The 26,827-nt window shown below is 45.0% G+C and carries 22 protein-coding genes and 1 tRNA gene; 14 read left to right on the forward strand and 9 right to left on the reverse strand.

What is annotated here, in order from left to right:
• Positions 1-170 precede the first annotated feature (170 nt).
• Entirely contained in the window at positions 171-1,454 is a 1,284-nt protein-coding gene (locus tag JC525_RS03060) for an ABC transporter substrate-binding protein (protein WP_198814401.1), read from the forward strand.
• A gap of 53 nt (positions 1,455-1,507) precedes the next feature.
• Entirely contained in the window at positions 1,508-4,171 is a 2,664-nt protein-coding gene (locus JC525_RS03065) for a hybrid sensor histidine kinase/response regulator (protein WP_198814409.1), read from the forward strand.
• A gap of 106 nt (positions 4,172-4,277) precedes the next feature.
• Here the strand turns inward: JC525_RS03065 and JC525_RS03070 are convergent, their stop codons facing one another.
• The 3 genes from JC525_RS03070 to pepA are packed head-to-tail and all read right to left on the reverse strand — an operon-like array spanning position 4,278 to position 9,022.
• Positions 4,278-7,052 carry a valine--tRNA ligase gene (locus tag JC525_RS03070; RefSeq protein ID WP_198814417.1) on the reverse strand — a complete coding sequence of 925 codons (2,775 nt, stop codon included), beginning with the start codon at positions 7,050-7,052 and terminating at the stop codon, positions 4,278-4,280.
• Between the two features lie 35 nt (positions 7,053-7,087).
• The gene (locus tag JC525_RS03075; RefSeq protein ID WP_012519633.1) at positions 7,088-7,510 is read right to left on the reverse strand and encodes a DNA polymerase III subunit chi; all 423 of its coding nucleotides are present in this window, start codon (positions 7,508-7,510) and stop codon (positions 7,088-7,090) included.
• A gap of 6 nt (positions 7,511-7,516) precedes the next feature.
• Positions 7,517-9,022, reverse strand: a complete 1,506-nt coding sequence (pepA, locus tag JC525_RS03080; protein ID WP_198814492.1) for a leucyl aminopeptidase — start codon at positions 9,020-9,022, stop codon at positions 7,517-7,519.
• A gap of 263 nt (positions 9,023-9,285) precedes the next feature.
• On the opposite strand from pepA, the gene lptF reads away from it, so the two are divergent.
• Together lptF and lptG are read left to right on the forward strand one after the other, a co-directional pair.
• Positions 9,286-10,386 (forward strand): LPS export ABC transporter permease LptF, encoded by a 1,101-nt coding sequence (lptF, locus tag JC525_RS03085; RefSeq protein WP_198814419.1) that lies wholly within the window; start codon positions 9,286-9,288, stop codon positions 10,384-10,386.
• A complete protein-coding gene (gene lptG, locus JC525_RS03090) occupies positions 10,387-11,448 on the forward strand; it encodes an LPS export ABC transporter permease LptG (RefSeq protein ID WP_198814421.1) in 1,062 nt (353 codons plus the stop codon).
• A gap of 185 nt (positions 11,449-11,633) precedes the next feature.
• Here the strand turns inward: lptG and JC525_RS03095 are convergent, their stop codons facing one another.
• On the reverse strand, positions 11,634-12,218 hold the full coding sequence (locus JC525_RS03095; RefSeq protein WP_198814423.1) for an RDD family protein: 585 nt from the start codon (positions 12,216-12,218) through the stop codon (positions 11,634-11,636).
• A gap of 265 nt (positions 12,219-12,483) precedes the next feature.
• On the opposite strand from JC525_RS03095, the gene JC525_RS03100 reads away from it, so the two are divergent.
• The 8 genes from JC525_RS03100 (at position 12,484) to JC525_RS03135 (ending at position 20,873) form a co-directional block, all read left to right on the forward strand.
• Positions 12,484-14,544 (forward strand): TonB-dependent receptor, encoded by a 2,061-nt coding sequence (locus JC525_RS03100; protein WP_233094918.1) that lies wholly within the window; start codon positions 12,484-12,486, stop codon positions 14,542-14,544.
• Positions 14,545-14,712: 168 nt separating this feature from the next.
• Positions 14,713-15,246 (forward strand): sigma-70 family RNA polymerase sigma factor, encoded by a 534-nt coding sequence (locus JC525_RS03105; protein ID WP_198814430.1) that lies wholly within the window; start codon positions 14,713-14,715, stop codon positions 15,244-15,246.
• Entirely contained in the window at positions 15,243-15,977 is a 735-nt protein-coding gene (locus tag JC525_RS03110) for an anti-sigma factor (protein WP_198814432.1), read from the forward strand. The genes JC525_RS03105 and JC525_RS03110 overlap by 4 nt, the downstream gene beginning before the upstream one ends.
• 165 nt (positions 15,978-16,142) lie before the next feature.
• Positions 16,143-17,735: a DUF4331 domain-containing protein gene (locus tag JC525_RS03115; protein ID WP_198814434.1), complete on the forward strand. Its 1,593-nt coding sequence runs from the start codon at positions 16,143-16,145 to the stop codon at positions 17,733-17,735.
• An 11-nt stretch (positions 17,736-17,746) separates the two neighbouring features.
• The gene (locus JC525_RS03120; RefSeq protein ID WP_198814436.1) at positions 17,747-18,322 is read left to right on the forward strand and encodes an Ig-like domain-containing protein; all 576 of its coding nucleotides are present in this window, start codon (positions 17,747-17,749) and stop codon (positions 18,320-18,322) included.
• A gap of 70 nt (positions 18,323-18,392) precedes the next feature.
• On the forward strand, positions 18,393-19,463 hold the full coding sequence (locus JC525_RS03125) for a hypothetical protein (RefSeq protein WP_198814438.1): 1,071 nt from the start codon (positions 18,393-18,395) through the stop codon (positions 19,461-19,463).
• A gap of 52 nt (positions 19,464-19,515) precedes the next feature.
• Positions 19,516-20,589 (forward strand): HupE/UreJ family protein, encoded by a 1,074-nt coding sequence (locus tag JC525_RS03130; RefSeq protein ID WP_233094920.1) that lies wholly within the window; start codon positions 19,516-19,518, stop codon positions 20,587-20,589.
• 197 nt (positions 20,590-20,786) lie between these two features.
• A tRNA-Leu gene (locus tag JC525_RS03135) sits at positions 20,787-20,873 on the forward strand.
• A gap of 114 nt (positions 20,874-20,987) precedes the next feature.
• Here JC525_RS03135 and JC525_RS03140 read toward each other — a convergent pair.
• Both JC525_RS03140 and JC525_RS03145 read right to left on the reverse strand, forming a co-directional pair.
• Positions 20,988-21,344 (reverse strand): type II toxin-antitoxin system RelE/ParE family toxin, encoded by a 357-nt coding sequence (locus JC525_RS03140; RefSeq protein WP_233094922.1) that lies wholly within the window; start codon positions 21,342-21,344, stop codon positions 20,988-20,990.
• A complete protein-coding gene (locus JC525_RS03145; protein WP_013782767.1) occupies positions 21,322-21,549 on the reverse strand; it encodes a type II toxin-antitoxin system Phd/YefM family antitoxin in 228 nt (75 codons plus the stop codon). Before JC525_RS03145 ends, JC525_RS03140 begins: the two co-directional genes overlap by 23 nt.
• Before the next feature lie 194 nt (positions 21,550-21,743).
• On the opposite strand from JC525_RS03145, the gene JC525_RS03150 reads away from it, so the two are divergent.
• Together JC525_RS03150 and JC525_RS03155 are read left to right on the forward strand one after the other, a co-directional pair.
• On the forward strand, positions 21,744-23,411 hold the full coding sequence (locus JC525_RS03150) for a tetratricopeptide repeat protein (protein ID WP_198814444.1): 1,668 nt from the start codon (positions 21,744-21,746) through the stop codon (positions 23,409-23,411).
• Positions 23,412-23,870: 459 nt separating this feature from the next.
• Positions 23,871-24,227, forward strand: a complete 357-nt coding sequence (locus JC525_RS03155) for a RidA family protein (RefSeq protein ID WP_198814446.1) — start codon at positions 23,871-23,873, stop codon at positions 24,225-24,227.
• Between the two features lie 118 nt (positions 24,228-24,345).
• Here the strand turns inward: JC525_RS03155 and JC525_RS03160 are convergent, their stop codons facing one another.
• The 3 genes from JC525_RS03160 to JC525_RS03170 all read right to left on the reverse strand — a co-directional run.
• Positions 24,346-24,723 carry a hypothetical protein gene (locus JC525_RS03160; protein WP_198814448.1) on the reverse strand — a complete coding sequence of 126 codons (378 nt, stop codon included), beginning with the start codon at positions 24,721-24,723 and terminating at the stop codon, positions 24,346-24,348.
• A 41-nt stretch (positions 24,724-24,764) separates the two neighbouring features.
• Complete coding sequence (locus JC525_RS03165; RefSeq protein WP_198814450.1) at positions 24,765-25,160, reverse strand: hypothetical protein; 396 nt, start codon at positions 25,158-25,160, stop codon at positions 24,765-24,767.
• Positions 25,161-25,402: 242 nt separating this feature from the next.
• The coding region (locus tag JC525_RS03170) for a hypothetical protein (protein WP_198814452.1) at positions 25,403-26,827 on the reverse strand (1,425 nt) is incomplete at its 5' end.

Consider the following 26,827-nt stretch of genomic DNA (forward strand, 5'->3'; position numbering starts at 1 on the left):
TTTAAAGAGCATAGTACAAAGGTAGGGACTTAGCGCTTTTGAGCAAAAAAATCTTGGTTTTTCATTTAATTGGTAGGTTTATTTTTCGCCGAAACCCAACATTACTTGGTACTTCTATGCAATAAATGCCAGAATAAAATCAGGTCACCGTTTATGTTGGACGTACGCACATGCCTGCAAAATATAATAAAAGCCAAAAACCTTCACCAACACGACGAACTCTGTTAAAGGGCGGTCTGGCTTTTGGTTTAACTGCGGGCGTGACGCCTTTTGCCATCGGAAAGCCTAAGCCCACGCTTCGTGTAATGGGTACCCACGTAACGCTGCAAGAAGCTATACGCCAGCGGGCAATGGAAGACTTAGGTATAAACATAGCGTTTGAACCCGGCGGAAGTGCGACAGTTCTTCAGAAAGCGTCAATGCTCCCGAGTTCGTTCGATCTCTATGAACAGTGGTCTAACAGCATTAACGTGCTGTGGCGAGCTCAGGCCATTCAACCGATAGATAAAAAGCGTCTTCTTTATTGGGAAGAGATAAATAACCTGACTAAAACCGGCAAACTCACCGAAAATGCACGAGAGGGAGCAGGCGATGCACCGCATAAAATCCTCCATGTTCAAGGTAATGGCTCATTAGGCGAAAAGCATACAGATGGAATTAGTTTCTTACCCTACGTGCACAACGTAGACTCTTTTGGCTATGACACAACGAAACTTCCTGAAGAACTCCAACGTGAAGAAGAAAGCTGGGGATGGTTATTAGACTCTCGATATTCAGGAAGAGTTGGTATCGTGAATGATCCAACGATTGGTTTGTTTGATCTAGCGCTTGCCGCGCAGGCCAAAGGATTTATGCAATTTGAAGATATTGGCGCTATAACCGAATACGAGCTAGATGACTTATTTAACCTTCTTATAGAGTTAACGCAATTAAATCATTTCAACGGGTTTTGGACATCAGTGCCCGAATCTGTAGAGTTTATGAAAAGTGGCAGAGTGTCCATTGAAAGCATGTTCTCGCCCGCTGTATCAGCACTTAATGGTCAAGATATTCCTGTGCAATTTGCTGCGCCGAAAGAAGGGTACCGTGGCTGGCACGGCGTAATGTGTTTATCTTCCGCTACACAAGGGCGAGCGAAAGACGTTGCCTACGAGTACATGAACTGGTGGTTATCTGGCTGGCCTGGCGCATTTATCGCTAGACAGGGATATTATATATCTAATCCACAGCGTTCAGCCTCATATTTATCGAAGGCCGAATGGGATTATTGGTACGAAGGAAAAGTAGCATCAGAGCCGTTGAAGGGAACCGATGGAAATGTAAGCGTGAAAGCTGGGGCACAGCGCAATGGTGGCAGCTATGAAACCCGCTTTAGTAACGTCGCAGTATGGAACACAGTTATGCCTACGTATGAATATAGCTTACAAAAATGGTATGAGTTCATTACAGCATGATTTCTCCGAAAAAAGTATCGCTATCAAAATGGAATAAGGTTTAGTAAGTTCGAATGTTATCGTCAATTCGCATACAGCTGATCACCGTCTTTCTTGCGCTAATCACTTTGATTCTGGCGCAGGGTTTTATTGCTCGTAAAAACCAAGATGTTTTGAGTAAAGGGGTTTCATCAGCGGCTAACGCCGTTATCAATGTTGGCATTGTTAAAGAGTTAGAACGCGACGTTGTAGACTTACAAAGAAACGTACTTATTTTTAAGGAAAATGCCAGTAAGTCTGCAATTACTCGCTTCAGCAGGCTAATGGTAACGATAAACAGCAAATTAGATACTCTCGACGCTGCAGAACAATCAGGAGAAAAAGAGAGCGACCGGTATATTCTTTCGAGGATGAGAGAGCACCTGAATGCTTATCAAGAGAACTTCTCTCAAGTTGTAAATGCCCGCTCCGAAAGAGATAACCTAATTGCCCAAGGCACGCTCTCAGATATCACTTTTCTTAACACGTTGTTAGATGAAGCGTTAACAAAAGGCGAGGTCTCCGTTGTTTTGGTGGAAGAAGCGAAAACCTCTTTAATTCGTGCTGAAAACGCAATGTTAAAGTATCTAATGAAGCCTGATATGAGGTTTATTCAATCCTTTAACGAAGCCGCCGATTCCTTGCAAAATCTAAAATTTTCAGAAAATGAGCGTTTTCAGCAAAGATTAAATACATTGACTGCTAAAATAAAAGGCGACTTTTTTAAACTCACCCAGCTCATTCAAGGCAACTTGTTTCTTGTCAACGTGGTCATGGCAGGCTCTGCCAACGAGTTCCTTTATCTAAGTGGTGAGCTAGCTAAGCAAGTCACCACTAATTCAGAAGTAGCCACCCAAAGAACGTATCAAATCGCCAAGAATACTCAGCGAAACGGCGAGTTATTCTCCCTTATAGCGATACTTCTCGCGCTATCAGCTGCACTCTTTTCTACGTTTCGTATTCTTGGTCCTATACGTTCCATCACAATGGTGTTTAACAAGCTGTCTAAAGGCGTTCAAATCGCCAATATTCCTGGTAGTAGTCGAAAGGATGAAATTGGTAAATTAGCAAAAGCAGCACTGGTTTTTAGTGATAAGAATCGCCAAACTGAAAAGCTCTTACATGAAGCGCAAAACATGAATACGCAGCTAGAGGGCTTGAACAGGGCTTTGACAGAGTCAAAGATCAAGGCTGAACAGGCTACCGCGTCTAAAAGTATGTTTTTAGCCAATATGAGTCATGAAATCCGTACGCCAATGAATGGCATTATCGGCCTGATAGAACTTGCTCAACAGCAGGAGCTCTCAAATACGGTGAGGGGATATTTGGACAAAGCAGCGTATTCAGGCCAAATTTTATTAAGTGTGATAAACGATATACTCGACTTTTCGAAGATTGAAGCTGGCAAATTAAAAATAGAAGAAGTTAGTTTCTCACTACATTCACTTTTCGATAATTTAATAGCGGTTATCGCATTGCGCGCAAAGGAAAAGAACTTATCCGTTCACTTCACTGTTAGCCCTTCACTTCCTCCGCAGGTTATTGGCGACCCATTGCGTATTGCCCAAATCATCATGAACATTGGTAACAACGCTGTTAAATTCACTGAGCAGGGTCACGTTGATATAACATTTGACGGCACATTAAATGAAAAAGGAAATGTGCTTAACCTCAAGATGGAAGTGACGGACTCGGGTATAGGAATGAGTCCATCTCAACTTGATAAAATTTTCAAACCTTTCATTCAAGCTGATGGGGCGACGAACAGAAAATACGGTGGTACTGGCTTAGGACTAGCCATTGTAAGCCAACTCACAGAACTTATGCATGGGCGCCTAGATGCGACCTCCACAGTAGGTAAAGGCAGCACATTTAAGATTGAGTTACCGTTAAAAGCATTTAAAAACCAGCCAGGTGTGTTAGCGCAAACCCCTCAGCTTCCGTTAGATAGCCTTTATATTACCGAAGCGCCTCTGCTGCCGCTGGCATATTGCCATCAGATTCAACTGTCGGAACAGCGACGCTTGTCTATTGACGAAGCGAGACAAATATCGGACCTTCCCGAATTTATTATTTTTGATATACAAAATTTCAGTACCTTTAGAGAAAATCTCTCGTGGCTAAAAGGTTTACGTGAATCAGGCAAATCAGTGGGCCTAGTTATCGAGACGGCAGGTACTGCCCTTCAAGCAAAGTATGATTCGCTGTGGGAAGGACCTTCAATCATGCATCCTTTTACGCCTGCGCAGTTTGACCGTTTCGTAAATCAAGTGATCTCGAAAGACAACAAAAATGACAACGCAAGGTTCGATAATGAAACCATAAGTACTTTGCTTGAAGGCCACGTGCTGTTGGTAGAAGACAATAATATCAATCAACTGGTAACTGGCGAGATGCTGACAAACCTTGGGCTTACTTTTGATATCGCAGAAGATGGGAAACAGGCTGTACAAAAAGTGGAAAATGCACCGCAGTACGACCTTGTATTAATGGATGTTCAAATGCCCGTAATGGATGGTTATGAAGCTACAAGGCTACTTCGTGAGAAAGGTTTTACTGGTGTGCCTATTATTGGCCTTTCAGCAAATGCAATGAAAGAAGATAGACAAGGAGCGCTGAATGCCGGCATGAACGACTATCTTACCAAGCCCATTAAACAAAAAGCGCTTGTTGCCATGCTTAAGCAGTACTTAAGATAGTTAACTTTTTTTGATTATCAGCATCATCAAATAAAAAAGGGTTACCTCAACGGTAACCCTCTTATTCATCTACTTAATTGGCTAGTTAAAGCCTAAGTATTTTCGTTTACAGAGCTTTAATTGTCTCAAACTGCTCTTTAAGTTTAGCCAGGGCCTTCTCGCCCTCATCCAACTTCGCACGTTCTTTTTCAATTACCGCTTCTGGCGCGTTACTTACGAACTTCTCATTACCTAACTTGCCACGGGTGCGAGAGACATCTTTCTCGATTTTCTCCATGGCTTTAGTAATACGAGCAAGCTCTGCGTCTTTGTCGATAAGCCCTGCCATTGGGATAAGAATTTCCATCTCGCCCACAAGCGCGGTTGCGCTCGCTGGTGCCTGCTCACCGTCTTTCAAAATAGTGACGGTTTCAAGCTTAGAGAGCTTATCTAGGAACGCCTTCGCTGCATCAAGACGACGGGCGTCTTCATCGCTTACGTTTTTAAGTAACGCATTAAGCGGTTTATTTGGCGAGATATCCATTTCACCACGGATATTGCGAATACCTACGATAAACTTCTTCACCCACTCAATGTCTGCGAGCACTTTATCGTCTTGTTTCGCAGCATCAACCTCAGGGAATGCCTGAACCATAATGCTTGCGCCCTCTTCCACCTTAAGCGCACTTAGTGGCACAACGCGCTGCCAAATCGTGTCGGTGATAAATGGCATTAGCGGGTGCAACAAACGAAGCAGGCTTTCAAGTACGTTAATCAGCGTATGACGTGTACCACGCTTTTCAGCTTCGGTGCTGGCATCGTTGCTAAGCACAGGCTTAGTCAGCTCTAAGTACCAGTCGCAGAACTGGTTCCAGGTGAATTCGTAAACCGTCTGCGCAGCAATGTCGAAACGGTAGTCTTCAAGGGCCTTTTCAAACTCAACCAGCGTTTGTTGGAACTTAGCCCAAATCCAGCGATCGGCCATGCTAAGCACCATTTCGCCGCCGTCACGACCTGTATCGTGCTCTTCTGTGTTCATCAATACGAAACGGGATGCGTTCCAAATTTTGTTGCAGAAGTTGCGGTAGCCTTCAACACGGGCCATATCAAAGTTGATATCGCGGCTGGTTGACGCCATAGCTGCAAAAGTAAAGCGCAGTGCGTCTGTACCGTAGGCCTGTATACCGTCAGGAAACTGTTTACGGGTACGCTTGGCAATCTTCTCAGCAAGCTGTGGCTGCATCATGCCAGCGGTGCGCTTCGTTACTAGCGACTCAATATCAATACCGTCAATCAAATCGATTGGGTCAAGCACGTTACCCTTCGACTTTGACATTTTATCGCCGTTCTCATCGCGGATAAGACCAGTAATGTAGATGTCTTTAAACGGAATTTTGCCCGTGAACTTCTTGGTCATCATGATCATTCTGGCAACCCAGAAGAAGATGATGTCAAAGCCAGTTACTAGCACTGAAGACGGCACAAAAGTTTCAAGATCTGGCGTTTCTTCAGGCCAGCCCATGGTCGCGAAAGGCCACAGCGCACTTGAGAACCAGGTATCCAATACATCGTCGTCTTGAGAAAGGATGACGTCGCTGCCAAGGCCGTGCTTTTCACGCACTTCTTCTTCCGTACGACCAACAAAAACCTTGCCGTTTTCGTCGTACCACGCAGGAATGCGGTGTCCCCACCACAGTTGGCGTGAAATACACCAGTCTTGAATGTTATTCATCCACTGGTAATAGGTTTTGTTCCAGTTCTCCGGTACAAAGCGAATTTCGCCACTTTCTACCGCTTCAATAGCCGGCTTAGCTAGAGACTCAACCGCTACGTACCACTGGTCAGTCAGATAGGGTTCGATAACCGCACCTGTTCTATCGCCGCGTGGCACTTTAAGCTTGTGCGGTTCAATTTTTACTAAAGCACCTTGTGCATCTAAGTCAGCCACAATTTGCTTACGGGCGTCGAAACGATCTAATCCGCGGTACGCTTCTGGCGCATCGTCGTTAATTTTCGCATCGTCGGTAAGAATGTTGATCATAGGCAGGTTGTGACGCTTACCCATGTCGTAGTCGTTAAAGTCGTGAGCTGGCGTAATTTTAACGCAGCCCGTACCGAATTCTTGATCGACATAATCATCGGCAATCACAGGAATTAAACGACCAGTAATAGGCAGCTTAATTTCTTTGCCGATAAAGCCTTGATAGCGCTCATCTTCTGGGTGAACGGCAACCGCTGTATCGCCTAGCATGGTTTCAGGGCGCGTTGTCGCAACCACTAGCTCACCGCTACCATCTGCAAGTGGGTAGCGCATATGCCACATGTGCCCGTCTTCTTCTTCGTTCAGTACTTCTAAGTCAGATACTGCCGTGTGAAGCACAGGGTCCCAGTTAACCAAACGCTTGCCGCGATAAATAAGGCCTTCTTCGTGTAGTTTCACGAACACTTCAGTGACGGCTTTAGACAGATCTTCGTCCATGGTAAACACTTCGCGAGACCAATCAGGTGAAGTACCTAGACGGCGCATTTGACCGGTGATCGTACCGCCGCTGTGCTCTTTCCATTCCCACACTTTTTTGATGAAGTCTTCGCGGCCTAAATCGTGGCGCGTCTTGCCTTGTGCGTTAAGCTGGCGCTCTACCACCATTTGGGTAGCAATACCAGCGTGGTCAGTGCCCACTTGCCATAGCGTATTATCGCCTTTCATGCGGTGATAACGGGTTAAGGCATCCATAATCGTTTGCTGGAAACCATGGCCCATGTGAAGGCTACCGGTAACGTTTGGCGGCGGAAGCAAAATACAATAAGGGTCGCCGCTACCTGATGCTTTAAATAAACCCGCTTCTTCCCATGACTTGTAGCATTGCTGCTCGATGGACTGCGGTTCGAAGGTTTTATCCATTACACACTCTCAAATTGAAGCTAAACGCGAATGATTTATGCAGATTTAAACTGCATGTTGCATCCAGCTTGCTGATAGTTTTTGTATCTCACCCGTGCTGCCTGTTTGGCATTCTCGTCCACGGGTACAAAATCGATGATTTGACGATGTTGATTAGGTGAAGGCACCATACCGGAGCCCACATTCACCACCATTTGTCGTCTGGCTACCTGCTCTGGCCGCCAACAAATTTCCACCGGCGTTCCCGACTGCGGCCCCTCACCATAGAGGTTATGAGGCACAAAGCGGTCAGCCGGCAGCTGCCACAACAATTCATCAACTTCTTCAGCTTGCGCCTGCGTATCGCACAGCACGCTAATTTTTTGCTTATTGGCAAACGCTGACGCAATGACTTCACTGGCGCGACCTGCCACGCCATTGTCACTGCTAGTAAGTTGATAAAATATCACTTGTGGCATTTATGATTAGTCCTCTAATTTGATATTTGCGCGGTTCATCAAGAACTGAGACAGCATAGGCACTGGACGCCCTGTTGCCCCTTTGTTCTTACCACTGCGCCATGCCGTACCGGCAATATCAAGGTGAGCCCAGTTGTACTTCTTAGTGAAGCGTGACAAGAAACAACCCGCGGTGATTGAACCTGCAGGGCGACCACCAAGGTTTGTCATGTCGGCAAATGGGCTTTCAAGCTGCTCTTGATAATCGTCCCATAGCGGTAAACGCCATGCGCGATCTGAACTTTGCTCTGATGCATTTAATAGCTCGTGGGCCAGCGGGTTGTGCGTGCTCATTACCGCTGTTGCATGATGACCAAGTGCGATGATGGCCGCGCCCGTTAGCGTAGCAACATCAATAACAAGCTCTGGGTCGAAACGCTCTACATAAGTTAGCGCGTCACATAAAACTAAGCGCCCTTCTGCATCGGTATTAAGCACTTCAACGGTTTGACCCGACATGGTTGTGAGAATGTCGCCTGGGCGGTACGCTTTTCCGTCTGGCATGTTCTCACAGCCTGCTAATACGCCGATAACGTTAATTGGCAGGTTAAGCGCCGCGATAGTGTGCATTGTACCAAGCACGCCTGCAGCGCCACCCATGTCGTACTTCATTTCATCCATGGCTTCGCCAGGCTTAATTGAAATACCGCCAGAATCGAAAGTAAGACCTTTACCAACAAGCACAATTGGTGCTTGGTCGGCAGCGCCGCCGCGGTGATGCATAATACTCATCATGCTTTCGTTGTCGGAACCACGGCCAACAGCTAAATACGCCTGCATACCTAGCTCTGCCATTTGAGTTTCATCAACTACTTCAGCGGTTACGCTATCGTATTGGCTAGCTAACTCTTGGGCTTGTTGCCACAGGTACGCCGGATTACAAATGTTTGGCGGCATGTTAGCCACATCTTTAGTGACTTTTGAGCCACGAGCTACAGCCAAGCCATGCTCGATAGCGCGCTCGCCAACTGTCAGTTCACGACGGGTAGGTACGTTAAATACAATTTTGCGAAGCGGGCGGCGAGGCTCGCCTTTTTTCGTTTTAAGCTGTAAGAAGGTATAAAGTGTGTCTTCGGTTGCCTCTACGGCTTGACGCACTTTCCAGTAAGTATCACGGCCTTTAACGTGAAGCTCAGTAAGGAAACACACCGCTTCCATTGAACCCGTTTCGTTCAAGGTTTGGATAGTTTTCGCGATAATGTTTTTGTACTGGCGCTCGTCTAATTCGCGCTCTTTACCACAACCGACTAAAAGCACGCGCTCACTTAATACATTTGGCACGTTGTGTAGCAACAACATTTGGCCCGCTTTACCTTCAAGGTCGCCACGGCGCAACAAGTTGCTGATATAACCTTCACTGATTTCGTCTAGTTGTTCGGCCACCGCCGTTAGGCGACGCGGCTCGAAGACACCCACAACAATACATGCACTGCGTTGTTTTTCAGGACTGCCACTTTTTACACTAAACTCCACGATATCACCTCGCTTTTCGTCGTTTATGGTTTGCACGATGACTAAAATCACGTAACGTTTCGCGCTGCTTTATGTTTTAATACGCAGCATAACTTTTTAGTTCGCTGCAATTCACGCTTACAGACCTATTGAATATAGGTTAGATTTGCGTCAAAACACCATGCAAACGGTTTATGATTGCAGGCAAAACTTGTAAAAACGGTAAGTTTAAACAAAATTGTGCTTTCTTTCACTAAAATTCCTAATTTTCCGGAAGGGCTGAGATGCTGATATTCCGCTATTTACTTAAGGAAACGCTGAAATCTCAGTTAGCGATTTTCTTTATCCTAATGGCCATTTTTGTCACCTTGCGATTTGTGCGCGTTTTAGGCGATGCATCAGACGGTGATATACCTGCTGGGCTAGTGCTTGGCTTTTTAGGTTTATATGCCCCCATTCTCTCATCTTTGGTGCTGCCTATCAGTGCTTACTTAGGCATAATGCTAGCGCACGGCAGACTTTATGTAGACAGTGAGATGACCGTAATGCGGGCTTGTGGTATCAGTGAATGGTACGTCACCCGGGTGATGCTGTTTTTATCTGTGCTTATCATGATAGTTACTGGCGCTATTACCCTTTATTTCGCGCCACTGGCTGCCGAAAACGAATATCAACTGCTAGAAAAAGCGCGAAACGAGGCGGGACTTTCAGCTCTAATGCCTGGCCGGTTCCAACAGACCGGTAATGAGAAAGCGGTTATTTTTGTTCATGACGTAGACAAAAATGACACATTACAGCGTGTATTCCTGTCGCAAAATCAAACAGATGATAGCGAAGGCGATGTCCGCGTGGTTTACGCGCAAACTGGCGAAGTCGCTAACAATCCAGACGGCACGCGAAACCTTGTTTTAAAAGAAGGGGTGCAGTATGAGGGCAAGCAGTCTGAAAAGGCGTATCGTAAAGTTGAGTTTGATGAATATCAGATTCAGATAGCCGATAAACCTGCAGACGAAACCCGTCGTAAGGTAAGCGTTTTGCCCACCAACGAGCTGTGGGAAGACGACAGTATCGAGGCCAGAGCAGAGCTACAGTGGCGTATTGCCATTCCTTTATCCATACCGTTTTTAGTACTTATTGCGGTACCACTTAGTGCGGTAGACCCGCGTCAGGGGCGCTTTGGAAAAATGTTCCCTGCCATACTGCTTTACTTGGGATACTTCTTGTTGCTACTGGCAAGTAGACGGGTATTAGAGGACGGAAAAATGCCCCCACAACTTGGTTTATGGTGGGTTCATACCATTATGTTGATAATAGGCGTTATGCTTATTGTGCGAGACAGGAAAACTGGCACGGAGCTTCGCGCTTGGATATTGAGGAAGAAATAGATGTTTAAGATCCTCGATTTATACATAGCGCGAACGCTGCTAGGCACCATCACAGTTACCCTTAGTGTACTCATTGGCTTAAGTGCACTTATTAAATTCGTTGAACAGTTGCGCAAAATTGGCGAAGGCGACTATGACATGCTCGCCGCGTTTATCTACGTACTACTAAGCTTGCCCCGTGATTTAGAACAGTTTTTTCCTATGGCTACCCTGCTTGGCGGCCTTATTGGCATGGGCGTCTTGGCCAGTAATAGTGAGCTCGTGGTCATGCAAGCGTCGGGAATGAGTCGCTGGAATATAATCAACTCGGCCATGAAATCGACTCTTGTTATGATTTTACTGGTCATGGCCGTAGGTGAGTGGGTAACGCCATATAGTGAAACCAAAGCCAAACAAATAAGAACCGAAGCCATTTCGGGCGGTAGTTTATTTTCATCTGACAAGCTTGTATGGGCAAAAGATGGAGACAGATTTGTGAGTATTGGCCAAGTGCTAAGTCAAGACTCACTAAAAGATGTGAGCATATTTAGCTTCAACCCTGACCTCTCACTAGAAAGTATTACCTATGCGAAAAATGGAGAGTTTGACGGCGATGGATGGTGGCTAAACGGCGTTGAAGTAACTCAGTTTACAGACACCAACGTCACATTAGACGAAAGCAATCGCGTACGCTGGAACTCGACCCTTACTCCCGATAAATTGGGGATTGTGGCGGTTAAGCCCGAAGCATTGTCTATTACTGGTCTGCTTGATTACGTGAACTATCTAGATAATAACGACCAAGACCCATCTCGCTATGAGCTAGCGCTGTGGCGGAAAGTATTCCAGCCTATATCAGTTGGGGTGATGTTGTTGATGGCGCTGTCATTTATTTTCGGCCCGTTACGCAGCGTAACCATGGGGGCGCGCGTCATTATGGGCGTGCTAACAGGGTTTGGCTTTTTTATATTAAACGAAGTATTTGGCCCCGTGAGCTTGGTATATCAGTTACCGCCATTCCTTGGTGCTTTGCTACCAAGCCTACTGTTTGCTGCCGTTGCAGGCATTATGCTTAGGCGATAATTAAACAACAGTGCGACGTTCGCTTAGTCTATTTAAGGCCTAACGCACATACAAACAAAGAGGCATTGCCTCTTTTTTTGTACTTATTGTCGCGCCCAAGCACAGAGATTCATTATTTACTAACCGATAGTATGTTCTTTCTTCAAGTTGAACCTATCAAAGTAGGTGTCCTCGGCTAAAACCAACTACCAGCTCTTATGGTCGTTCGCCTCTTTACTCAATTTCAACACTTCTGTTTTCGCTAAACGGTCCTGCAGTGACTGTTTATTCTTGAAATCAAATAACACAAGTAGCGTACCGAGACCACCTAGCGATGCAAAAAGTCGAATGAATAAGCGAGGCCACGTCATTGGCTCTTCAACGGTGCTATAAATCCGCAAGCGCCAAGCACGCATACCTAGTGTTTGCCCACCTCGACGCCAAAACCATAAGAAAAATCCCGCTATCCACAAGCCTACCCAGGTTTGGATAAGCAGTTTGTAGCCAAACGACGCCTGAATAAGGTCAGCAGGTTCCGCGTACCCCTGTAAATCGAGCGTACCGTTTTTTAACATAACCACCAGCGTTACAATCATCACCATCGCCGCGCACATACCCACAGCCGTTGCCACTAACGTGTCGTACACCATGGCAAGTAAGCGACGAACAAACCCCGCTCGCTCAAGGGTTTCACTTTCTAAGTCTGTGCTACTCGCATTTTCATGTTCAGCAGTCGTCGACGATCTAGGTGCCGATTGTCTTTTCTTAACTTTCTTATCGTGTCGTGCCACGGGTATCTCTTCACATCATCATTTTCGATGCATATTTTGACACAAGCGCCCTATGGCTTAAACACAATAAACAACACTTAACGTCATTTAATCATGTGGCGTGACAATGTGACAGGCAACATTGATCATGGATCATGGATCGATGTTCGATGTTCGATGTTCGATGTTCGATGTTCGATGTTCGATGTTCGATGATTAAAAACAATGCATCCAAGTACCGCAGTCAATCGTTATTGATAGTAAAACGGATATCGGAAATCATATTTTGACAAATTTATCTCTCGCAAAAACATTAACGGCAAGCGCTATATTATTTGCAACTGCGCCCACGTTAGCCTTTGATGACCCAGAAGGTGATATTGAACACATTCGAGTGCGTGGTGATTCGTCGGTAAAAGATGGCGAATTTATCTCTGCCTCTCAGGGCTGGGTGTCGGGTGACACTATGATTGAGCGCCCAATGCTACGCGCTGGCGAAATATTAGAATTCATTCCGGGTATGATGGTGACGCAACACAGCGGTTCAGGAAAAGCCAACCAGTATTTTCTTCGCGGTTTTAATCTCGACCATGGAACCGATTTCACCGTAAGCGTTGATGGAATGCCGGTCAACATGCGTAGTCACGGCCACGGTCAAGGATACAGCGACCTAAACTTTATAATTCCTGAACTAATCGACAGCCTTAGCTATTTTAAAGGTACCTACTATGCCAACATTGGCGATTTTTCTAGCGCAGGCGGCGCGATTTTTAATTTGAGAGATTCTCTTGAAAACAACCAGGTATTCTTAGGCTTGGGCGAATATGGTTTTAAGCGCGCGGTTGCATTAAACCAGTTCAAAGCCGGAGAAAGCCGGGTTGTTACGGCGTTAGAATACCAAACCTATGACGGCCCATGGACTGATGTTGACGAAGACGTAAAAAAGAAAAACGCTCATATCCGATATTTTACGCCAATGTTAGATGGCCAACTTACCATAACAGGCATGGCTTATGACAATAGCTGGAACGGCGCTGATCAGGTACCAGAGCGTGCTATTCAAAGCGGCTTAATAGACCGCCTAGGCTCTATAGATACCCAAGTTGGGGGAGAGTCTTCTCGCTATAGTCTATCTGCAAACTACGCTAGCGACACGTGGAACGCCTTTATCTATGCTATAGACGCTGAGCTTAGTTTGTTTTCTAACTTCACTTATTTTCTTGATAACCCTGAGCGAGGCGATCAGTTCGAACAAGCTGATGACAGAAAAATCTATGGCGGTGAAATATTCACAACCCTTCCTTTCTCGATTACCGACGGAAGCAGTATTACCGTGGGCGGCCAATGGCGCTTTGACGATATTAACAATGTAGGCTTGTATCGCACCCAAAATTTAGCTCGGTTTGGCACCGTTCGAGAAGACGCAATTGAAAGTAACAGCTATGCACTATTTGTTCAGTCCAATATTTTTCTAAACGATAGATTGAGCTTGTCGTTAGGCGGTCGTTATGATTACTTAGATGTTGACGTAGATAGCGATTTAGATGCCAACAGCGGCAGTACTGACGATGGTATTTTTACCTTAAAAGCAGGCCTGAAATACTTGCTGTCTGAACAGCTCACTGCATTTGCCAATATCGGTCAAGGCTATCACTCAAACGACGCGCGGGGTGCAACTATTACTGTAGATCCGGTAAGTGGGGATGCAACCGAACCATCACCGCTATTAGTGAAATCTCTTGGCTATGAAGCCGGGGTTAATTTTACCGACAACAGAACCTATAACGTTTCAGCTGCATTGTGGCGACTAGAACTAGATAGTGAACTGGTTTATGTCGGCGACGCAGGCTTCACCGAAGCGAGCCGACCATCAGAAAGACACGGTATAGAAGTAAGTGCCTATTACTGGGTTAATCATCATGTAACAACTGACATTGAAGCTGCTTGGACAAAAGCAAGATTCAGCGACAGCGTAGAGGGCGAAGGCCGCCATATTGACGGTACAGTTCCGGGCGTTGTGAGCGCGGGCCTGACGTATTTTCAAAACAGCAACCAGCTTGGGTTTAGCTATACGCTGCGAGGTCGTTATTTAAGTTCTCGCACGGTGGAAAGCTTCGATGAAGTTTCACCGCCATCAACGTTTTTACTGAATGCACTGGTCGCTTATCGTCAGCCGATGTGGGACGTGACTTTAGAAGTGTTGAACGCTCTTGATAGTGATGACCATGATATCGACTACTTTTATGCGTCGAGACTTCCTGGCGAGCCTGAAGAGGGCATAGAGGATTTGCACTATCACCCGGTCGAACCAAGAAACGTTCGTCTTACTGTTTCCTTGAAATATTAACTAAGCGGTGGTGATCAATAGCCATGGCGGTGCTGGCACCCTCGGGTACCGTTATTTTTATGTGATTGTTCAAAAAGAGTGCTAGTTTAAATACTTAGAGGCAAATGTCTGTTTCAGCAGCAGGTCTCTTTGTGAAGACAGCCATAATAATAGAAGGTAGGAGCAACGATGGAACATGAAACTTTGTTCCCTCTGCTGTGTAAAACGGCAGACGGCGACAAAAGAGCGTTCGCAGAGCTTTATAAAATAACCAGTCCCCAGCTTTATGCGGTTGCTTTAAAGCTGCTGAAGCGACCCGAGCTTGCCGACGAGGCAACACAAGATGCGTACATTAAAATCTGGCATAACGCAGGCAATTATCAGCGAGGTAAAGGCACCGTGCTGACTTGGATGGTAAGCATTGCGCGCTATCGGGCGCTAGATTTAATTCGCTATCACAATGTAAGAAACGAAGTTGAGCTAAACGATGATGCACCATCGGGAATAGAAAGCTCACAAACTGTCAAACTGGGGGCAGAACAAGCAAAATTAGCGACCTGTTTAGATGAACTTGAAGGACCGCAACGTCAAGCCATTCATTTGGCTTACGTGAACGGCATGTCGCACCAAGAAGTGGTGAATCACTTAGCATCGCCACTTGGTACAATTAAAAGCTGGATAAGACGAGGTTTGCAAAGCTTGCAGAGGTGCCTGTCACTATGAATTATTTGAAAGAAGAACGACTTAATGCACTGGCAGCGGAATACGTTGTTGGTACCCTGAGAGGTAAAGCGCGCACACGCTATCAAAAGTTGATGATGCAATACCAAGCGGTGAGCGATGCCACTGCTCAGTGGGAACAATATCTAACGGGCTTTGCAGAGACACTGCCACCTGTTACGCCGCCGGACAACGTGTGGGAAAGCATCCAAATAAAACTTGGACATAAAGCGGCTAACGACGCTCACGTAGTAAGCGATACACAACCTTCCAGCAAGTCTGGACAGGTTATTGACTTTGAGAAAGAGAAGCAGAAACGCTGGAAAAGTCTGTCGTTCATTTCCACGGCTGCAGCCATGGTTCTGGCGGTGTTGCTATTTGTTATGCAGCCTGTACCTGCTCCTGTCGTTTCGCATATTGCTGTAGTCAACAATGCAGACAATACGCCGCTGTGGGTAATAGAGGTATCAGGTGATAGCATGAACGTTAAGGTGACTGACGCCTTTATCGCCTTATCAGACAAAGACTACGAGCTCTGGATGGTGCCAGCAAACGGCGAAGCACCGATTTCACTCGGACTTTTGCCAGAAGCTAACGGAGATACTCGGCCGACACCCGATATTTTACTCAGTCAAAGTATCGCAGCCTTGGCAGTTAGCTTAGAAGCACCAGGCGGCTCCGTAACAGGTGCACCGACTGAAGTACTTTACATTGCCCCTATCGTGTCAGTTTAATATCTTTAGTGACAAATAACATGTCGAAAGGCCACAGCTAATGTGGCCTTTTTTGTTTTTAAAGTTTTTTTAAAAAGTTTTTTTCATTTTTTTAAATTTTCTTGCATCCAAAGTGAAATCTCGGCCGTTTAACTTTTGAACTCATAAAAAACAGAGAGACTCGACATGATCCAATTCAAACGCAAAACCTTGTCTTTGGCCGTTGCTGTAACTTGTGCAGCCATAACAGCGGGCGCAGTCGCGTCAAGCCATCGAGAAGCACCAAACATTACTCGTCACCCAGCGCTAGACAGCACAGACTTCTACGCATTTAATAGTTATGAGCAAGGCCGAGAAGGCTACGTCACCTTCATCGCCAACTATATTCCATTACAAGATGCATACGGCGGCCCTAACTACTTTGCTATGGACCCGAATGCACACTACGCCATTCACATCGATAACGATGGTGATGCTGTAGAAGACATCAGCTTTGTGTTTAATTTTAATAACATGCTAGCTGCTGGTAATGAAGGTATAGCGCTACCTATCGGCCCGGAAGGCAATCAAAAGATGGTAAAAGTGCCGCTTAAGAACGTTGGCGGTATCAGTGCAGATGATTCAAGCGCAGCAAACTTTTCAGAAATGTACAGCCTTACAATGGTAAGCGGCGACATTAAAGCCGGTACGCGCACAACGCTAACGCCTGCGATGGGCGACATGTTCAAAAAGCCCCTTGATTATATCGGCAATAAAACCTTCACGAGCGAAGCTGAATACGCCCGATATGCAGAGAGCTTTATCTACTCATTCAACATCCCAGGTTGTGATGACATGGCTAAAGTGTTCGTTGGACAACGTAAAGACCCCTTCGTCGTTAACTTAGGCAAAACTTTTGACCTGGTAAACTATGTACCTGTGGAAGGTGACAGTGCACCGGGTGCAGGTGACGGTGAAGGCTTCCCTGGCGGTATTACTCAAAGTGCCATGAACGATGATTTGGCAGACAAGAACGTAACCGCACTTTCTATTGAAGTGCCTGCAGCGTGTGTGACTGGTGAAGGCAACGGCGTCATTGGCAGCTGGACCACGGCAAGCTTACCGCAAGCGCGCATTCTCAACCCAGATGCCACTTTTGCGAAACCTGAAACCAATGGCGGTGCTATGACACAGGTTTCTCGCCTAGGTAGCCCGCTTGTGAACGAACTGGTAATTGGTATTGGTGACAAGGATAAGTTCTCAACCTCTCACCCTAGTAATGATGGTCAATTCGCTGACTATGTGACTCACCCATCACTGCCTGAGTTGCTTAACATTCTTTTCAAAGATGCGGTAAATACTACGCTGGGTACAGAGATTGAAACCCTCGCACCCACTAACTTCCCTCGTACGGACTTGGTAACAGCGTTCTTAACTGGTTTCCCAGGTGTTAACCAGCAAGCTACCGTAACAGCGTCTGAAATGCTCCGCTTAAATACTGGAATTCCAGCAACACCTGCTGAATCACAGTCGGCATTTGGTGTAGCAGGAAACGACTTAGCAGGTTTCCCTAACGGTCGCCGCCCTGGCGATGACGTGGTAGACATTGCACTTCGCGTAGTAATGGGTCGCCTATGTCACCCTATCCCAGTAGCAGGGCAAGACACTGATTTAGGTTTATGTGCACCAGAAGATGCGAGCGTGGGAACCGTGCCTTTCACCGACGGCGCGCCTGTAGACGCTAGCATGATTGATAGCTCATTCCCTTATCTTAAAACACCGCTTGCGGGTTCAGAATAAGGAGCGCGATCATGCCTATGAAGAAAACTTTATTTAATCATGACTCCAGCCAATTTTCGATTGCGCGCTTTGCTTTAGCGAACGCTCGCTCTCGCCGAGTTTGGGTCGTATCGGGATTGGTATTGGCGCTATCGGGCTGTTTTGACAGCGATGATGACGACGATTACACACCGCCCGCGGAAAATGTCGCACCAGTAGCGGTTGATCAAATGCTGACGACGCAAGCTGACATTGCCTTTGACGGTACGTTAACTGCGACAGATGAAGATGGCGATACGCTTACCTTCGGCCTTGGAGAAAACGGTAGCTTAGGTAGCGCTGTCGTTAACGCTGATGGAAGCTTCACTTACACACCAAACGCTCAGGTAACGGGTAGCGATAGCTTTACGTTTACCGTGTCAGATGGTGTGAACCCTGAGGTGACGGCATCGGTTTCTGTAACTATAGAAGCGCAGCAGGTATCGTTTTCTAGCTATACCCGCGATGCATTTAACCAAGGTCCTACCGATGAACCACTTCCAGTTAATGGAAGAGAGTTCACACAGGACGCTGATGATACGACTTTCGACGATTTACTCATCGATTAACAGTCTGCTTCAGTAACGGAAAACAGTGTCAACCGTAAAGCCAAGGAAGGCTTTTTTTAAGGAAACGACAATGCAGTTTATAAAGACGTTTGCTTTCATTCTCCTTTTGTCAAACATAACGCTAATCCCCGAACCTTACGCAGCAAACATCCAAAATATAGAATTCAACGACAACACCGTCATAGCGACATGGCAGCCAGAGCGCGTATTATTAACGAGCTTTGATGAAGCAGAAAAGCTGTTATCAAATAGCAGATATCTTTTTGCGCAGGGGGATGAGCGAAAACGTGTAACCCGCTTTACAAATGCAATGCGAAATAACTATGACGCATTAAATCCAGGTCAAAAAGAACGCCTTGTTATTCTTGAGGCTAGGTTGCTTCAAGGCATTCATAAATTTGAGCAGGCCGAGCAACAATTAGCGCAAATATCACACTTTCGCTCTGCGGCTGCGCATTTGCTTCTCGCAGATATTAATGTTCAGCAGGGCGACGCAAAGCAAGCAAAACGCTACTGCGAACAATTAGTCGGACAAACCAGCTTTTTAATTGCGTTTACCTGCATAGTTAACGCAGACTTCTCGCAAAATGCTGAACCTAGGTTGCTACAAAAGCTAAAAGCATTTGAAGTATATGCTGGCTCAGCAACTCATAGTGAGCAAGAATGGTTTTATGAAGTGCTTGCAGACATGTCGCTGCAGCTAGGCAACGCTGAAGAGGCACTTCAGTTATTAGGCAAGACGGAATTCTCACAACTTCCGATTAGCGCACTGCTTGTTTGGACGGAAGCGCACACTTCTCTTGGCAATTATAAAACCATTACCGAGACTTTAGAGGCATCTGTACCTGACATATCTACTGCCGATGATGGTCTGCTTCTTCAGTGGGCCAAGGCTGAACGAGCACAAGGCATTAACGCTTCCAATGTACAATCTCAGTTGGCTAAAAATATGGAAATACGCGTTTGGCGTGAAGACAGCTCACACGCCGCACAAGTTGCGACATACTTCTTAGAGATAGAACCAAATTATTCTCTTGCTTTGAAATTTGCCGAACTTAACTGGCAATATGCGCAAAATAAAAGCGATAAGCAACTACTGGAGCGGGCACGACAAGAGAAGGCGGTAGCAACTGATGTATAGCATTATCCCCTTTTTCATTCAAAAAAGTATAAATAGGCTCTTTGCGCTATTCATGTTTACACTGCTTAGTACCGACGTCTTATCTCACGAGTTGAGCAACGGGTATTTAACGCTCAATAGCACGTCAGACAATGTACTGGCCGGTGAACTGTTATTAAAACCTGAAGATATAGGTCGCGCTGCTGGGTTAGATATTGATAACAACGGTAGCCTGACGTGGGGCGAGGTGAACCGACACCACAGCTTGGCAAACAGTTATATACAGAGCAATGTTATCATCAGTGATAATGGCCAACGCTGTGCGCTTCATACAGCGCCACCATCTATAAAAGATATATCTGCTGAATCGTTGTTGGCGTATCCACTTCAAGTTACTTGCGCAAAGTTAAGCGAGCTAACCGTGCAATACACAGCCATTGTCGCGGATTTTCCTACCCACAAGTTGCTCACGTCTATAACACTCAACGATTACAACAGGGTATATGTATTAGACAGCGAGCGAACATCCATCACTGTTTCCCCTTTAGACAATGACTGGACTGCTCAATTTGGTGAAATGGTATATCAAGGTATTTGGCATATTTTTATTGGGTTAGACCACATTCTGTTTTTAGTCGCGACACTACTTACAGTAAACCTTTACAGAAAAAATAAACGCTGGGTGAAAGAACAGAGCAAGAAGCATATTTTCAGGAATACCGTAATTTTAGTGAGCACATTCACGTTGGCGCATTCAATTACCCTAACCGCTACAGCTCTTGATTTTATTACTCTTGATAGCCGTATAGTAGAGTTGGGCATCGCCATATCAGTTGCCATCACCGCACTAAATAATGTGTACCCTATCATTATGCGACTAGGGTTTATCACTTTTGGCTTTGGCCTACTTCATGGTATGGGCTTTGCCAGCGTGTTTGGTGATCTCAATGCTCAGTCGGGAAGCTTAGTAATGAACGTGCTGGCCTTCAATGTAGGGGTTGAAATAGGTCAACTTGCCATTGTTGCTATACTTTTACCGCTATTGTTAACACTTCGAAACGTAAAGGTTTACGCCAAAGCGATAATGCCAATCGCATCATCTATCATTGCCGTGGTTGCACTTAATTGGACGCTACAGAGATGGTAGCAACGGCACTTCTAGTGATTAATTGAGAGATAATAGTAAGCTTATATCGAGTAATTAAATAAGAAATGCCTGAAGCGGCTAGCGCGTTTGGACAATCTTTCGGCACTTAGTTATAAAAAGCACAAAAAGTAGTTGTATAGGCGCGCCGCATCGCTATAATGCCAAGCATCAACACCACGTTGATGTCTATACACTATGCCAGTGTGATGGAATTGGTAGACATGACGGATTCAAAATCCGTTGCTAGCGATAGCGTGGCGGTTCAAGTCCGCCCACTGGTACCAAACATTAAACCAACTTTTCAGTTGGTTTTTTTGTGTCTGAAATCAGCGTCGTTCTGGGCTCTACCCCATTAACGGGGGATCAGTATTTATCCTGTTCTATTATTTTGGGGTAAATCAGACGAGTAAATTAACTTCAAACAAAAGCTTTTTCAGGTCTTGTCTAGAATCAAAAACTAGAAGAAGAATGACTGTCTTTGTAGACTCTTCAACTCGGTAAAGCACCACATTATGACTATCGACAAGAAGCTGCCTGTATTCGGTTAACCCTAACTCCAGGAGCCTGTCACTATGAGGCGCAGAATACGGATTTCCAGAGAGTTGAGACTTAACTTTTGATTTAATAGCTCGCTTGGCCTCGTTTGCAATATTGTGATTAAATTTTCTGGTTAAAAATGCATCCAGTTTTTTCAAACAAAGTTTAAAAACCGGTGTCACTTTTATGCTGTATTCAATCGTCGTCAAATGCTTCATCCAGATCAAATAGCCCGTTCTGTCGCGCTCTACGTTCTGACAAATTTATGAGTTTTAATAATGCTATAGTTTGTTGCTGTTCTTCGTAGTCATTCGCATCCTGAATAACATACTTTGGCTTGCCATTTTGCGTGACCAAAATGGGGTTATCCAATTCCAGATGATTCGCATGTTCCTTCATGTAAGATACAGTTTGAGTTTTCATGACAATCTCTTTGGTCTAAATATAGACTTATTATAGTCCGATAGACGAAAAATGAAACGGATAGATTTCCGAGTGGACCGCAATATTTTCATGATATACCTATACCGGAGCATTTATTTAATCAATTCGGCTTCAAAATTGAAAACTCTGCATGCTATGCTTTTACATTAATTCAGCGATTCAAGACTACTTACTTGACAAAGTTTGATAAAGATTTCCCGAAACTAGAAATGCGGCTTGACGCATTTTTTGATGCCATTGATGACGAAGATTACAAACTTGCCCGACTCATTGTAAAAAAGGCGGTCAGGAAATTCCCCCGACATCCTGTTTGCTTCGCGCTTCAAGGGCTAGCAGCTGTATTTATCGATGACGATCATACCGATGGTTATTTGTTTTTTAAGCAAGCAATAAACAGTGGCTACGCACCTGCTTTTGTATATTTTAATTTTGGACTCTGTGCCGAAAAATCTGGCTCAGTTGCTGAATCTTTAGCGGCTTTTCAAAATGCGCTGGACAGTGCGTCACCGGAAGAACTTCATCACTATGAACCTGCCAGACTCCATCTCCAGGCGATAAGAGAGCAACTTCCCGAACACCTCACTTTAGAACAGTACCTTATAGACGCCGAAATTTTTGAAGAAGGTGTTGAATTGTTAGAAAGTCATAAGTTCAGTGAAGCGGCAAACTGCTTTACTCTACTGTTAAAAAGCCAGCCTGAGCATGTACAAAGCTGCGGCAATTTGGGAATTTGTCAGATGTATTTAGGCGATCATTTGTCTGCAAAACGTGCGTTTCATCGAGCATTGGCAATTGATCCAGATTACTTGTTAGCTAAAAATAACCTGGCAATGTTAAAAGCGCTTGAAGACGGAGAGATAGAAGAGCTTCCAAGATTTGGTATTACCGATTTCTATGCAGAAAAAGAGAAAACCTCAAATCCTGCCACTGAACTCAATCAGGCAATATCACAAGCCATGGCCAACGAGCAGTTTGACTCAATTGAGGATGCCCAAGCATTTGTTGAGAACTATATGAATGAGCATAACAGTTCACCGAATACTGATATGCTTAACCTCACACCAAGCCAAACTCACAAGCTACTTACTGAGCCTTTCGAATCCAGTGATTTACTTAGCTGGCAATTTTCGAATGTTACCAAATTTACATCAGCTCCTGTTTATTGGTTAGCTGTAAATTTAATAGGAGCTTTAGGGGCTTATGGAGTTAAGTGCACCGCCAATGGAAATTTGCCCCGCAATTTATGTCGGTCGCTATTCGATAGTTATATGAAAGAGTTTGCTCCGAGCTTTATCGTTTCCAAAATAAATAAAGAAGACGATTTCGTTAACCTACATGTAGTTCGCAGCATCTTGTTGATTGCCAAATTAATTCGTAAACACGGTGGGCGCTGGAAGCCATTGAAATCAACATGGCAACTTTATGAGCGCATACAGCAAGGTGATAACACAGCTGCGACTGAACTTTATCAAATACTGTTTAAAACGTATGCTACTGAGTACAACTGGGCGTACATTAGTGGTAATGAGAGCGATTGTGCATTCTATCAGTTCAGTATAGGTTACTCATTGTATATGCTTCGTCATCTTGGCACTGAATGGCGACATTACCGAGAATACCAGGTACTTTATGAGCAGGCTTTCCCAGATCAAGCAGATTCGTTGTCAGAGCTTTCAAAGATAGAATTTCCCTCCCAGTATATTTTTCATTTCTGGTTCGACTTTGCATGGCAAGTCGGACTAATAGAAAAACGTGAAAGCACCGATGAAAATACAAATGGATTTTCCAAAGAAATCGTAGCTACGCCTCTGTTTACCGAACTGATTTCTTGGCACATATGAATCCGGTAATAAAAAACGTCATTTACTCTAATCGAATGCGTGCGGCGTCAGTAATCACAGCGTCTTCAATAAACCTCAACTTATTTGTTATGGCATGGAATTTCAGATCAAAACACGCCGTTTATCTGAATCTGATAGAAAGGGATTCCACCTAAACCTCATCACCTTTGTTTGGGGCTTCGTGGACTGGGGGAAGGAGAATCGGGTAAAGTGGCTTTAAGCATTTTCTTTGCGAAAAGCTGTTAGTCATGCAAAGAATTTGCAAAGCGTCATTATTACAATTTAACTTGCTGATTTAAAATAATTATTTCAAACACTAACTTTTCAAAATCCGCCGGTGGTGACACTGTGCCGGTTCAAGTCCGGCCTCTGGTACCACTTTTAAATGATGCAGCAACAAACCGACGCAAGTCGTTTTTTTTGTGCCTGAAAATCACTGATCATTAAGGATTGCCCCAAATGAGTATTGAGCGAATAGAAACCAAGCGACGCATGAGCCGCATTGTTAAACACAATGGAACGATTTACTTGTGCGGACAAGTTTGTGCCGATGCCACCCAAGACATCACTCATCAAACTCAAACCATGTTGGACAAGGTTGATACTCTGCTTGAACAAGCTGGCAGCGACCGCAAACACATTTTATCGGCTACGATCTACCTTAAGACCATGGATGATTTCGCCGCAATGAACGCTGTGTGGGATAACTGGGTTCCCGAAGGCTATGCCCCTGCACGTGCCTGTGTCACAGCCAATATGGCTCGCGAAGCGCTATTGGTTGAAATATCGGTAATTGCTGCAGAGAAAGCTCTGTAACATAGTCCTTATTTTCAAAATCCGCCTGGGTTAATTCTAGCCTGATCATTATTAGCAGATATCAAGGCCATACTTCAATAGTACGGCCCACTAGCAGAAATTTAGACAGCTGTTCTGATTACCACCAGGACGTTACTTTAATGCCGTCATCCGTTTCTTTTATGATCATTTTCGAGCCCAAATCACCCAGCGTAACCACCACCGGAAAATCGTCATCTTCACTGGCTGTTTTAACAGATGTCACTTCACAGCTTATCATGTTTAAAACGCCCTGAAACAATTGAACTTCGCTTTGTCTCATGTTGCTCTTGCGGGGAAAACGCAGTTCGTAATCATCTTCAGTGGTGAGTTCAGCGTATTCCTTCTTGCTCAGGGATTGCGCTTTTACACCCTCGCAGAGCTCGATAGCAATATCCTTGGCATCCTCTACAGAGTCTCCGCATCCGATTAACGCAGAACAGCATAATGTGACAGCAGCAAAGTACGGTATTTTCATTTTATTTCCTTTAAATTGACGGGTGAATGCGACTTGACAGTTTATTTATTAGAAATGACATAAAGGCCATTTTCATCGGTCGATATGGCAATACGTTTGGCTTTAGGGGCTTTCGGGAAGCTGTAAACGGCACGGCCATCAGGTAGTTCTTTGTCGAGCCTGGCAGTACAATCCCACGCTGCGGATTTGTCGAGTAATTCCTCTCGTTTATCAGAGGATAATTTATCGATGTCCTCACCTAACTTTTTAGCCATCTTGGGTTCCAAAATTGCAGTGAGCTGCTCTTTGTCCAATATTTTCAGGCTCTCGCAATAAAGTGTGGCCACTTCCCACGGTTGATAATCAGCGATATCCTCTGGGGTTAAGACTTTCTCACCACATCCAGCTAATAAAACTAACGGTACCAGGCAGCAGGTCGCAGATTTGAATATTTCCATTATATAGACTCATTTTCGTTGATTTTATGGAGGGATTATTTACCCGTTTAGCATTCTTTGAGTAAACCTTACAAATGCGCGCAATATTATTAGTGGAACAGCCCACGCAAAATAGTCGTCAGCTGAGCGGCGCATCTTGTAACTGATTGATTTTAAGAGTGCTAGTCCTAAGAGTATCGGCCCGCCAAAGGGTGGTCAATAATACGTAATTGGGTCCCAAAACCGTAAAATTAATTTAATATTCAGAGAAATTTATCTGTCAGCCGTGTGTCCTCTCCTACTAGTTGCTCCCAGGTGATTGCTTGCGGGCATGAGTTCTCTGGCGTGATGCCAAGATCCCGGTGCAACTTACGTAGGGTCTTCATAAAAGATTTATCATAGGGCCATTTAGCACAGTAATCCTGAGATTGACCAGTGACGAGTTGCTTTGCTTCAGCATGCCGGCCTTCAGCCATTAATACGGCAGATTCTGCGAGTAAGTTACCTAGGTTATACAAGTTGTAATTAGTAAATTGCTTTACAAAGTCTTTGTATTCGTCGAAATACTTACGCGCATTCTCAGGGTCGTCCATGGCAAGGTGGTAATAGACAAAAGAACGCAACAGGGTTTGTTTCCAGGTTCCGGTTAATACTTCTTTCAGCGGCAATAGTTCGGCATATCTCACTTGAGCCTTTTCCAGGTCCTTACGCACAAAACGACCAAATTGGTTAACCTTTCTCTGGATTGTCCAAAATCCTTCTTCACCATATTGTTCAATGGCTAAATCCACCGACCGCTGGCATATATCATCCACATCTGGGTAATTCTCAGTGGCCAGCAACTGGCAGGTTTCACTATAAAAATAGGAGGCTTTGGCCAAATCGTTATATTTGTCTGTTAACGCTAATATCTTGGAATTATTGACGTAAATAATGTCTTTCCTATCGAAATCGTGAAAAAAGTAAGTGATCACCTGATACAATGCCATAGAATCAGATGATGCCAGTGGGATGCGCTCCATAATATCAATGATATCTTCATACGCTTCAGGGTAACGGCCGTTATCTATTTTATTGAGGATATCCATTCTGGCAAAGTCTACTTGGTACGCCGGAATCAGGTCGGCAAGACTGATATCCCGGTAACGTTCCACAAAACTAACGTAATCGGGATCTTCAATCCCTGATAATGTCTGGGCTACGTGAAACGCTAACGCTACAACGATAGGGTGATTGCTATCAATAAGTGATTCCAGTCGGTGTAATGTACTAACCACTTCGTTCTTGAAAACTTCGGGTTTTGGTGGTGCTCCGCGGTTGTGCGCTAACTCACTCCAGGTGACCAATTGGCGCACTTTGTAACGAATGGGAATGACATCAGCACTGAGATCGGCAAACAATAAAGCATCCTGAGCCGTTTCGATAGCAGTCGGAAAATCGAGTGCTCTGGATGAGTCAAGGATTTGCATGTTTCTGAGATTGAGTCCGTCCAGTGTTGTTCGGGCAAGCCCTTGGTTAAGACGTTCAATGTGGTGATACATAGTAAGAACATCAGGTACCAGAAAACGATCAAGGGTCTTGAATTCCCAATCCAGCAGTTGGAACAACGCCGGGTCAGGCGCCGACAGGCTGGCAACGTCTGCACTTAACCGTTTAGTTTTCTCCACTGCGCTTTGAAAGCGTTGAAA

Source organism: Alteromonas sp. IB21 (assembly GCF_016405965.1).
Classification (GTDB): Bacteria; Pseudomonadota; Gammaproteobacteria; order Enterobacterales; family Alteromonadaceae; genus Alteromonas.